Annotated in this window: 4 protein-coding genes, 2 tRNA genes, 3 rRNA genes and 1 pseudogene; 9 read left to right on the top strand and 1 reads right to left on the bottom strand. The window is 39.2% G+C overall.

Features of this window, described 5'->3' with window-relative positions; all coding sequences use genetic code 11:
• Nucleotides 1-231: 231 nt before the first annotated feature.
• A pseudogene (locus AC1QSP_RS10150) lies at nucleotides 232-1425 on the bottom strand (IS256 family transposase).
• A gap of 806 nt (nucleotides 1426-2231) precedes the next feature.
• On the opposite strand from AC1QSP_RS10150, the gene AC1QSP_RS10155 reads away from it, so the two are divergent.
• From AC1QSP_RS10155 to AC1QSP_RS10195, 9 genes are all read left to right on the top strand, one after another.
• Nucleotides 2232-3748: ribosomal RNA gene (locus AC1QSP_RS10155) — 16S ribosomal RNA — on the top strand.
• Nucleotides 3749-3867: 119 nt separating this feature from the next.
• A tRNA-Ile gene (locus AC1QSP_RS10160) sits at nucleotides 3868-3941 on the top strand.
• 41 nt (nucleotides 3942-3982) lie between these two features.
• Nucleotides 3983-4056 (top strand) — tRNA-Ala (locus tag AC1QSP_RS10165).
• A gap of 216 nt (nucleotides 4057-4272) precedes the next feature.
• Nucleotides 4273-7050: ribosomal RNA gene (locus tag AC1QSP_RS10170) — 23S ribosomal RNA — on the top strand.
• A gap of 147 nt (nucleotides 7051-7197) precedes the next feature.
• A 5S ribosomal RNA gene (gene rrf / locus AC1QSP_RS10175) occupies nucleotides 7198-7305 on the top strand.
• The 16S, 23S and 5S rRNA genes sit together here with 2 tRNA genes alongside, the layout of an rRNA operon.
• Before the next feature lie 792 nt (nucleotides 7306-8097).
• Nucleotides 8098-9090 carry a mannose-1-phosphate guanylyltransferase gene (locus AC1QSP_RS10180; protein ID WP_484078594.1) on the top strand — a complete coding sequence of 331 codons (993 nt, stop codon included), beginning with the start codon at nucleotides 8098-8100 and terminating at the stop codon, nucleotides 9088-9090.
• Between the two features lie 109 nt (nucleotides 9091-9199).
• Nucleotides 9200-9619 carry an adenylyltransferase/cytidyltransferase family protein gene (locus tag AC1QSP_RS10185; protein WP_322971408.1) on the top strand — a complete coding sequence of 140 codons (420 nt, stop codon included), beginning with the start codon at nucleotides 9200-9202 and terminating at the stop codon, nucleotides 9617-9619.
• 20 nt (nucleotides 9620-9639) lie between these two features.
• Nucleotides 9640-10647 (top strand): NAD-dependent epimerase/dehydratase family protein, encoded by a 1008-nt coding sequence (locus AC1QSP_RS10190; RefSeq protein WP_484078595.1) that lies wholly within the window; start codon nucleotides 9640-9642, stop codon nucleotides 10645-10647.
• Nucleotides 10648-10704: 57 nt separating this feature from the next.
• A complete protein-coding gene (locus tag AC1QSP_RS10195) occupies nucleotides 10705-11673 on the top strand; it encodes an SDR family oxidoreductase (protein WP_484078596.1) in 969 nt (322 codons plus the stop codon).
• Nucleotides 11674-11764 lie beyond the last annotated feature (91 nt).

An 11764-nucleotide genomic window follows, 5' to 3' on the forward strand; every position in this document is an offset into this window, starting at 1 on the left:
TCTTACGTTATACGTTTTGGTTTTTGTAAAATGTAAAAAGATTAGTGAATAACTAAAAGTGAAAATTGAAAATTGAAAAGTGAAAAGTGAAAAGTGAAAAATTTACTTTTGTTCTAACTTCATCTTACGTTATACGTGGTACGTTTTACGTTATAGGTTTTGTTTTTGTAAAATGAAAAAGACACTCTCCAAAATTTTCTGTAAACATATTTTCAGATGGGTTTAACTATTTTATAATTGAACCCTTTTTTCAAATGTAGCTAAAAATTGATTTAAAATTAATCCCCAGTTTTGAATTGGTTTTGTCCATTTTTTGGATATCTGCATTAAGGATAAATATACCGATTTTTTAAGCGCATCATCCGTTGGGAAAACCATCTTATTTTTAGTGCATTTACGGACTTTTCCATTTAGATTTTCAATTAAATTAGTGGTATATATAACTTTTCTAATTTCTCCCGTGAAGTCAAAAAATACGGTTAATTCGTCCCAATTCTTTCTCCAAGATTGTATTGCATAAGGATATTTTTGATTCCATTTTTCTGCAAAACGATCTAATTCATGCGCCGCCATTTCTCTGCTTGTCGCATTATAAATTAACTTCATATCCGAAGTAAACTCTTTTTTATCTTTCCACACCACATTTCGAGCTGAATTTCTGAACTGATGTGCTACGCAAATTTGCGTGTTTGTTTGAGGGAAAATATTGCTAATTGCTTGTGTAAAACCATTCAAATTATCGGTTACAGAAACCAAAATATCTTCCACACCACGCACTTTTAAATCTCTCATTACTCATTGCCAAAAAGCAGCAGATTTGTTCTCTTCAAGCCACAATCCAAGGATTTCTTTATACCCTTTACGATTCAAACCAACATCTAAGTAAATAGTCTTATTTATCACTTTTCCAACTTGTCAAACTTTAAAAACGATGCCATCCATCCAAACAAAGCAATAAACCGGTTCTAATGGACGGTTTTGCCAATCTAATACTTGTTGATTCACTTTATCGGTGATGATAGATATATCGGAGAAGTAGAGAGTACAAAACCATATAGTTTGTAAATACCAAAACAATCAGACCTTTAGCATTTAGCGATATCACCATATTTTCGACTGAAACTGATTTGGATTGATGCTTTGGTACAATTATAGGCTCAAAACTACCCTCTCGATCACGAGGAACTTCTATTGTAGATTCTCCGAATTCACTTTTTATACGTTTGGAAGTAGTCCCGTTTCGTGAGTTAGAATTATCACTTTTTTCATTTTTGTATAGCCTAAATATGCTTCAAGCTCACAGTGGAGTATGGCTTCTAATAATTCTAAATCTAGTTATTTTAGTAATTTACTAAGGTCTTCTAGCGTTTTAACGACTTCCAATAAACCACGATCTTTGATCATTTTGCCAATAGATTTCTTCATAAAAAACTGTATTTTATAAATGTAATTAAAAAATAAATGTGAGTTATAATAACCCACCTTATTTTATATATACACAGTTTTTTGGATACTGCCATGAAAAATGATTAGTGAATAACTAAAAGTGAAAAATGAAAAATTACTTTTGTTCTAACTTCGTCTTACGTTATACGTGGTACGTTTTACGTTATAGGTTTTGTTTTTTTTGTAAAATGTAACTTAGTTCTAAGTTCGCCTTAAGACTTACGTCTTATGCCTTACGCCTCACCATTCATAATTCATCATTTCTAATTTATAATTAGAACGAGAAGTAAGACGGAAACCAGTTAAAAACAAGATAAAAGTAGAACGTCTGACGTAAAACATATCAGGTGTATAAAAAATATTTCACCGAGGTTCAGTGAGTTAGGGATAAAAGTGAAAATAATTCCCAAAACCATTTGGAAAAACGAAATATGTTGCCCTATATTTGCACTCTCAATACGAAAGAAGAGTAGTGTTGAAAACTTGAAATCGCGAAGAAGTAACTTGTTAATGAGAGATGAGAATTAAGATTATTCTTAATAGAGTCTTGAAAAAATAAAACTTCAAAAATTTTTTAAAAAAGATTTTGCAGTTTAAAAATAAGTATTACCTTTGCAACCGCAAACAACGAAAGAAGTTTGCTTGAATTGAGAAGTTCATTTGAAATTACAATATAGACAGAAGAAATAAAAGCCGAATATAAATTAGGTCAATCCTTAAATAATAGAGTCATAAGGAAATTCGAAGTTGTAAAACATAAGCAGAAATGCTAAAAGAAATTATTTACAATGGAGAGTTTGATCCTGGCTCAGGATGAACGCTAGCGGGAGGCTTAACACATGCAAGCCGAGGGGTAGAGATAGCTTGCTGTCTTGAGACCGGCGCACGGGTGCGTAACGCGTATGCAACTTGCCCTACTGAAAGGGATAGCCCAGAGAAATTTGGATTAATACCTTATAATAAATTTCATTGCATGATGAGATTTTGAAAGATTTATCGCAGTAGGATAGGCATGCGTCAGATTAGCTAGTTGGTGAGGTAACGGCTCACCAAGGCGATGATCTGTAGGGGGCCTGAGAGGGTGAACCCCCACACTGGTACTGAGACACGGACCAGACTCCTACGGGAGGCAGCAGTGAGGAATATTGGACAATGGGTGAAAGCCTGATCCAGCCATCCCGCGTGAAGGATGACGGCCTTATGGGTTGTAAACTTCTTTTATATGGGGATAAACCTACTCACGTGTGAGTAGCTGAAGGTACCATATGAATAAGCACCGGCTAACTCCGTGCCAGCAGCCGCGGTAATACGGAGGGTGCAAGCGTTATCCGGATTTATTGGGTTTAAAGGGTCCGTAGGCGGACCAATAAGTCAGTGGTGAAAGCCCATCGCTTAACGATGGAACTGCCATTGATACTGTTGGTCTTGAGTGAGGTTGCAGTGGCTGGAATGTGTAGTGTAGCGGTGAAATGCTTAGATATTACGCAGAACACCAATTGCGAAGGCAGGTCACTAAGCCTCAACTGACGCTGATGGACGAAAGCGTGGGGAGCGAACAGGATTAGATACCCTGGTAGTCCACGCCGTAAACGATGGATACTTGCTGTTGGGCGCAAGTTCAGTGGCTAAGCGAAAGTTATAAGTATCCCACCTGGGGAGTACGTTCGCAAGAATGAAACTCAAAGGAATTGACGGGGGCCCGCACAAGCGGTGGAGCATGTGGTTTAATTCGATGATACGCGAGGAACCTTACCAAGGCTTAAATGCATAATGACGTATTTGGAAACAGATATTTCTTCGGACAGAATGCAAGGTGCTGCATGGCTGTCGTCAGCTCGTGCCGTGAGGTGTTAGGTTAAGTCCTGCAACGAGCGCAACCCCTATCATTAGTTGCCAGCGTTTAAAGACGGGGACTCTAATGAGACTGCCAACGCAAGTTGAGAGGAAGGTGGGGACGACGTCAAGTCATCACGGCCCTTACGTCTTGGGCTACACACGTGCTACAATGGTAAGTACAGAGGGCAGCTACCTGGCGACAGGATGCGAATCTCGAAAACTTATCTCAGTTCGGATTGGAGTCTGCAACTCGACTCTATGAAGCTGGAATCGCTAGTAATCGCATATCAGCCATGATGCGGTGAATACGTTCCCGGGCCTTGTACACACCGCCCGTCAAGCCATGGAAGCTGGGGGTACCTGAAGTCGGTGACCGTAACAGGAGCTGCCTAGGGTAAAACTGGTAACTAGGGCTAAGTCGTAACAAGGTAGCCGTACCGGAAGGTGCGGCTGGAACATCTCATTTTTAGAGAACGACGAATTTTCTTCTATTTATAGAAGATTGACCTTAATTCGGTTTTATTTACTGTCAAAATTGATTTCAAAAACATATATTACAAAGACCACTCTTTAAGAGTATTAAAGAGTCTCATAGCTCAGCTGGTTAGAGCGCTACACTGATAATGTAGAGGTCGGCAGTTCGAGTCTGCCTGAGACTACAACGTAAAACGTTTAACGTCGTACGTAATACGTAAAAAGAGGGGGATTAGCTCAGCTGGCTAGAGCGCTTGCCTTGCACGCAAGAGGTCATCGGTTCGACTCCGATATTCTCCACGAAGTCCTAACGGACAAGAAGAGTTCATTGACATTATTAGAAAAAGATAACAAGAAATTGTTAACGACATACAATCAAACAGAGATTAAGAAATTAATCAAAGCAATATAGAATTAAATAATTAAACGATTTAATTCGGCAAATTGAAGGTATACAATTAAACAAAAACGAGTAAGATTAACATAACCGCTCATTATTATGACGGTTAAATTATGAAAAAAGTTACTAAGGGCGTACGGCGGATGCCTAGGCTTTGAGAGGCGATGAAGGACGTGATAAGCTGCGATAAGCTACGGGGAGCGGCACATACGCATTAATCCGTAGATTTCCGAATGGGACAACCCGGCATGTTGAAGACATGTCACTGCGCAAGCAGAGCGAACGTTGGGAACTGAAACATCTAAGTACCAATAGGAAAAGAAATCAATTGAGATTCCGTAAGTAGTGGCGAGCGAACGCGGATTAGCCCTAAAGACTTTATAATGCTAGCAGAATAACCTGGAAAGGTTAACCGAAGAGGGTGATAGTCCTGTAAGCGAAAGTGTTATAAGGTTGATAACGAGTAAGGCGGAACACGAGAAATTCTGTCCGAATATGGGAGGACCATCTTCCAAGGCTAAATACTCCTCAAAGACCGATAGTGAACTAGTACTGTGAAGGAAAGGTGAAAAGCATATCGAATAGATAGTTGAAATAGAACCTGAAACCGTACGCCTACAAGCGGTCGGAGCACGTAAGTGTGACGGCGTGCCTTTTGCATAATGAGCCTACGAGTTAATGTCACTGGCAAGGTTAAGTACTTCAGGTACGGAGCCGAAGCGAAAGCGAGTCTGAATAGGGCGATATAGTCAGTGGTATTAGACGCGAAACCTTGTGATCTACCCATGGGCAGGTTGAAGCTTTGGTAACACAAAGTGGAGGACCGAACCGGTTGACGTTGAAAAGTCTTCGGATGACCTGTGGGTAGGGGTGAAAGGCCAATCAAACTGGGAAATAGCTCGTACTCCCCGAAATGCATTTAGGTGCAGCGTTTAGTGAAGTATATTAGAGGTAGAGCTACTGATTGGATGCGGGGGCTTCACCGCCTACCAATTCCTGACAAACTCCGAATGCTAATATATGTTTCTAGGCAGTGAGGGCATGGGTGCTAAGGTCCATGTCCGAGAGGGAAAGAACCCAGACCATCAGCTAAGGTCCCCAAATATATGCTAAGTTGAAAAAACGCGGTTGGATTGCATTGACAGCTAGGATGTTAGCTTGGAAGCAGCTATTCATTTAACGAGTGCGTAACAGCTCACTAGTCGAGCGATCCGGCATGGATAATAATCGGGCATAAGCATATTACCGAAGCTATGGATTCATACTTATGTATGACTGGTAGGGGAGCATTCTAACGGCGCAGAAGTCACCTGGTAATGGGTGGTGGAGCTTTTAGAAAAGAAAATGTAGGCATGAGTAACGATAAAATAAGTGAGAAACTTATTCGCCGTAAGACTAAGGTTTCCTAAGCTATGCTAATCAGCTTAGGGTTAGTCGGGTCCTAACACGAACCCAAACGGGGTAGTGGATGGCAAACGGGTTAATATTCCCGTACCTGCACTCAATAAAAGTGACGAATGATTGTAGGAGGTGCGTGCTGACGGAATAGCACGTTGAACCTGCGTAAAGCAGGGATAGTACACAAATCCTTCGGGTGGCGTGATAATCCTCTGAAAATTGTTCCAAGAAATAGCGAGATGTGCAGCCCGTACCGTAAACCGACACAGGTGGTCGAGGAGAGTATCCTAAGGCGCTCGAGTGAGTCATGGTTAAGGAATTAGGCAAAATAGACCTGTAACTTCGGGAGAAAGGTCGCTGGCGTAAGTCAGCCGCAGTAAAAAGGCCCAGGCGACTGTTTATCAAAAACACAGGACTCTGCAAAATCGAAAGATGACGTATAGGGTCTGACACCTGCCCGGTGCTGGAAGGTTAAGGAAGGGGGTTAGCTTCGGCGAAGCTCTTAACTGAAGCCCCAGTAAACGGCGGCCGTAACTATAACGGTCCTAAGGTAGCGAAATTCCTTGTCGGGTAAGTTCCGACCTGCACGAATGGTGTAACGATCTGGGCACTGTCTCAACCATGAGCTCGGTGAAATTGTAGTATCGGTGAAGATGCCGGTTAATCGCAACGGGACGAAAAGACCCTGTGAACCTTTACTATAGCTTTGTATTGACTTCGGGTAAATAATGTGTAGGATAGGTGGGAGACTATGAAGCAGGTTCGCTAGGATTTGTGGAGTCATTGTTGAAATACCACCCTTTATTTACTTGGAGCCTAACTTCTAGATAGAAGGACAGTGCATGGTGGGTAGTTTGACTGGGGTGGTCGCCTCCAAAAGAGTAACGGAGGCTTTCAAAGGTACCCTCAGCACGCTTGGTAACCGTGCGTAGAGTGTAATGGCATAAGGGTGCTTGACTGTGAGGCCAACAAGCCGAGCAGGTGCGAAAGCAGGACATAGTGATCCGGTGGTTCCGTATGGAAGGGCCATCGCTCAAAGGATAAAAGGTACTCCGGGGATAACAGGCTAGTCTCCCCCAAGAGCTCACATCGACGGGGAGGTTCGGCACCTCGATGTCGGCTCGTCACATCCTGGGGCTGGAGAAGGTCCCAAGGGTTGGGCTGTTCGCCCATTAAAGTGGCACGCGAGCTGGGTTCAGAACGTCGTGAGACAGTTCGGTCTCTATCTGTTGTGATCGTTAGAAGTTTGAGCGGACTTGACTCTAGTACGAGAGGACCGTGTTGAACAAACCTCTGGTGTATCAGTTGTGCCGCCAGGTGCACCGCTGAGTAGCTACGTTTGGATGAGATAAGCACTGAAAGCATATAAGTGCGAAACTCGCCGCAAGATTAGACTTCTTTAAAGGGTCGTGGCAGACTACCACGTTGATAGGCTATAGATGTAAAGGCAGTGATGTCAAAGTCGAGTAGTACTAATTACCCATAAACTTTTTCAAATATTAATTTAACCGTCATAGAGAAGGTTAGTTAATCTTATTTGAATTGTATACTGGATTGTATAAAACAATAGTATTTGTATTCAATTATCTAATAATGTCAAAAATAGATTAGGAACAAAACCTAATTAAAAATAACTAAGAAATTAGGGTGGTTATAGCGAAAGGGCTCACCTCTTCCCATTCCGAACAGAGAAGTTAAGCCTTTCAGCGCCGATGGTACTGCTATTGCGGGAGAGTAGGTCGCCGCCAGTCTTTATTTAAATCCTCAATCATTTATTTGGTTGGGGATTTTTTTATGCTATAAGCTGTAGGCTTTATGCTATAGGCTTTAAATCTTTACTTTGCTAATGTTTCGTGCTGAATGAAAGATTTCCGGTGTCTGAGGTTCTCGAAGACAAAGGAAATCGGCACTTCGAGAACCTCAGTGACCGATTTTTGTATGTGAATAAATAATTTTGAGCAAAAAGATTAGTGAATAACTAAAAGTGAAAAGTGAAAAGTGAAAAATGAAAAATGAAAAATTACTTTTGTTCTAACTTCGTTTTACGTCTTACGCCTTACTTCTCATCAATCATTCATCATTCCTAATTCCTAATTTCATTGTATGGCTTGTGCGTGAAGAGTGGTTAAGTGGTTAAGTGATTAAGTGGTGATGTGTTTATTTTAGGGAGGCTTATAGAAAGTGAAAAATGAAAAATGAAAAATGAAAAACGTATAACGTATAACTTATTACATATAACATAATTTCATTTACCATGGCTTACCTCAGATTACAAACTAAAAATTTTATTTGGAGGATGAGAAGCTGATACAAGTCCAGCTTGACGGATTGGCTCTTGGAGGATCAGAAGCTGAAATGAATCCTATTTGTCCAATTAAAATTAATTTGAATTTAAACATTCGCTTTATGCTAATCGGGATTCATAGGTTGATATTTTAAGAAAAAGTTAAATCATTTGTTTCGAACCTATTAATTTTTTAAAGAATAGTTGAAATTCTATAGAATCCTCTAAATTTGTAGGTTGATTTTAAGTCGTAGCATACATGAAAATATATAATGTGGTATTGTCGGGAGGTGTAGGAAGTCGTTTATGGCCTTTATCACGTAAAACACATCCCAAACAATACTTAGAAATATTCAATGATCGTTCTTTATTTGAATTAACTATTAAAAGAAATAAAGCCATTACAACGGATTTAATGGTCATTGGAAATAAAGATAACGAAAGTTTATCTCAAAAGATTCTGGAGAAATTAAACGTCGACTGCATTAAGATTACCGAAGCAGTTCCTCGTAATACGGCTGCAGCAATTGCTTTTGCTGCCTTAGCAGTTGATAAGAATGATATTTTGATTGTGACTCCATCGGATCATTTGATTCAACGCATGGATGAATATCAAGATGCGATTCAACGTGCCATTGATTTAGCGAATTCGGATTACATTGTAACGTTTGGTGTGGAGCCTACGCATCCTGAAACAGGTTATGGGTATATAGAACATAAAGGGGATACCGTTTTATCGTTCCGTGAAAAACCCAATCATATTACTGCACAAGATTTTATTGAACGTGGAAACTTTTTATGGAACAGTGGAATGTTCTGTTTCAAAGCAGGTATTTTATTGGACGAATTAAAACAGTTTGAGCCGGAAATCTACGAAAAATCTTTGCAAGCATGGAATGCTAACCAAGATGGTTATTTGGATGAAGCATTATCTATGGAAATTCCGGCGAATAGTATCGATTATGCTGTGATGGAACGCAGTAAACGCATTAAAGTGGTACAGGCTAAGTTTTCATGGGATGATTTGGGTTCATTTGAAGCTTTATATGATTATTTTCGTTCAGGAGGGCACCCGGTAGATCGTAACGGAAATATGATAATCGGAACAAATGTTTATACCGCATTTGTTGGATTAAGCAATTGTATTTTTGTTTCAACACCGACAGCGAATTTAATTTTACAAAAAGAAGATTCACAAGAAGTGAAGAATGTGTATAATTATTTAGAAAAGAAAAAGCCAGAATTGGTTTAATCAATAAAAAGGAGATCTTAGGATCTCCTTTTCTTTTTTAACAGAAATTGTTGTTATAACTTTTTGAAGTTCTATTTTTGTATAACGTTTTGATATAAAATATTATCTTATGAAGATTGGAATAACCTTTGGGGCATTTGATTTATTGCATGCAGGTCACATTATGATGCTCGAAGAAGCAAAAAGAATGTGTGACCATTTGATTGTAGGATTAAATACGGATCCACAACATATTGATCCGAATAAAAATCAACCGACTCAAAGTGTGGTAGAACGTTATATTCAATTGCAGGGATGCAAATATGTGGATGAAATAATTCCGTATGCTACCGAACAAGATTTAGATGATATTTTAAGAGCGATTCCGATTGACATCCGAATCATTGGAGAAGAATACCGTGATAAAGATTTTACAGGAAAACAATTTTGTATCGACAATCAAATTGAAATATATTACAATAAAAGAAGCCATCGTTTTTCAAGCTCTTCTTTACGCCAAGTTGTGGCGAATAATGAGAGCATAAAATAATACCACCTACGAACTTAACTATGGAAAAAATATTAGTCACAGGAGCTGCCGGATTTATTGGTATGCATTTATCCCAAGCGCTTTGTGCCTTAGGGCATCACGTAATCGGTTATGATAATATCAATGATTATTACGATGTCAATTTAAAGTATGGTCGTTTAAATGAACTAGGCATTGATCGTGCTGAAGCGCGTATTTTTCAACAAAAATGTACTTCGAAGGCGCTTAACTTTCACTTCTACCGTGCAAATTTAGAAGACTTGGAATTTATGACTTCCTTGTTTGAAGCCTATCAATTTGATCGCGTTATTCATTTGGCTGCCCAAGCGGGGGTTCGTTACAGTATCGAAAATCCACATGCATATGGGCAAAGTAATTTGGTGGGATTTTTAAATGTCTTGGAATCTTGTCGAACGTTCAAGGTGAAACATCTGTTGTATGCCAGTAGTTCAAGTGTTTATGGGAATTCAACTGATGTACCCTTTTCCACACAACAAAATGTAGATTTACCGATTAGTTTATATGCGGCCACGAAAAAGTCCAATGAATTGATGGCCCATGCCTACAGTCATTTGTACGGAATACAAACAATAGGATTACGGTTCTTTACGGTATATGGGCCGTGGGGACGTCCGGATATGGCAATGTTTCTATTTACAGATGCCATTTTTAACCAACGCCCGATAAAGGTATTTAATCATGGGGATTTATCCCGTGACTTTACATACATCGACGACATTATACAAGGGATTCTAAGATTAGTTGAAAAGGAGCCTATAAATCATTATCAATTGTATAATATAGGGAACAGTAAACCGGTGCAATTGATGGATTTCATTCGAGAAGTGGAACATTCTACAGGATTAAAAGCTACTTTAGAAATGTTACCAATGCAACCAGGCGATGTGAACCAGACATGGGCGGATGTTCATGATTTAATGGAGAATTATGAATATCAACCCCATTATCCCATAGATAAAGGGGTTGAAAACTTTGTCAAATGGTATCGTTCGTATTATAAAAAATAACCTATAAAATCTTAAAAGAGTTGGTACATTTGTTTCCATCTCTTATTGAATAAATTCATGAAACATATTTTAATCACTGGAGGCGCTGGGTTTATAGGATCTAACCTGACAGAATATTTTTTAGGAAAAGGATATCGTGTGACTTGCTTGGATAATTTTGCAACAGGACATCGATACAATATCCAACCTTTCTTGACGCATGAGAATTATCAATTGATCGAAGGAGATATTCGTGATTTTGAAACCTGTCAAAAAGCGGTACAAGGAGTGGATTATGTCTTGCATCAAGCTGCTTTGGGATCAGTACCCCGTTCCATTAAAGATCCCCAAACGTCCAATGAGGTCAATGTGACGGGATTTTTAAACATGTTGACAGCGGCAAGAGATGAAAAAGTTCACCGTTTTGTGTATGCGGCATCATCCTCAACTTATGGAGATTCCGAAAATCTACCCAAAGTAGAAGATATCATTGGAAAACCTTTATCGCCATATGCGATCACTAAATATGTGAATGAATTATATGCTGATATTTTTTCTAAAACATATGGCATGTCGTGTATTGGTCTGCGTTACTTTAACGTATTTGGAAGAAGACAAGATCCCAACGGGGCCTATGCCGCAGTTATCCCATTATTTGTTAAACAATTAATGAATCACGAATCCCCAGTAATCAATGGAACAGGAGATTATTCGAGAGATTTTACCTATATTGATAATGTGATTCAAATGAATGAATTGGCCATGTTAACGGAAAATCCGGGAGCCATTAATACTGTTTATAACACCGCAGTAGGTGATCGAACTACTCTAAACGATTTAATCGGCTATTTAAAAAATTATTTGAGTGCATATGATCCTCAAATTGCTTCCGTTGAAGTGATTCATGGACCAAATCGTCAAGGTGATATCCCTCATTCTTTGGCCTCCATAGAAAAAGCCAAACAATTGCTAGGATATCAACCCACCCATACGATAGACAAAGGCTTAAAAGAAGCGGTAAAGTGGTATTGGGAGAATCTTAAATAAATTTTGATGGATGGATTAAACGATTTAAATCGTATTCAATCGGAAAATTTAAGGAATCCATTCATCGTTATAACATACAACCATTTAAACA

The sequence above is a fragment of the Faecalibacter sp. genome, from assembly GCF_057177045.1.

Excerpts from the sequence above, each read along its gene's own strand:
- AC1QSP_RS10195 (WP_484078596.1), top strand. The coding sequence starts at position 10,705 with ATGAAACATATTTTAATCACTGGAGGCGCTGGGTTTATAGGATCTAAC.
- AC1QSP_RS10185 (WP_322971408.1), top strand. The coding sequence starts at position 9,200 with ATGAAGATTGGAATAACCTTTGGGGCATTTGATTTATTGCATGCAGGT.
- AC1QSP_RS10180 (WP_484078594.1), top strand. The coding sequence starts at position 8,098 with ATGAAAATATATAATGTGGTATTGTCGGGAGGTGTAGGAAGTCGTTTA.
- AC1QSP_RS10190 (WP_484078595.1), top strand. The coding sequence starts at position 9,640 with ATGGAAAAAATATTAGTCACAGGAGCTGCCGGATTTATTGGTATGCAT.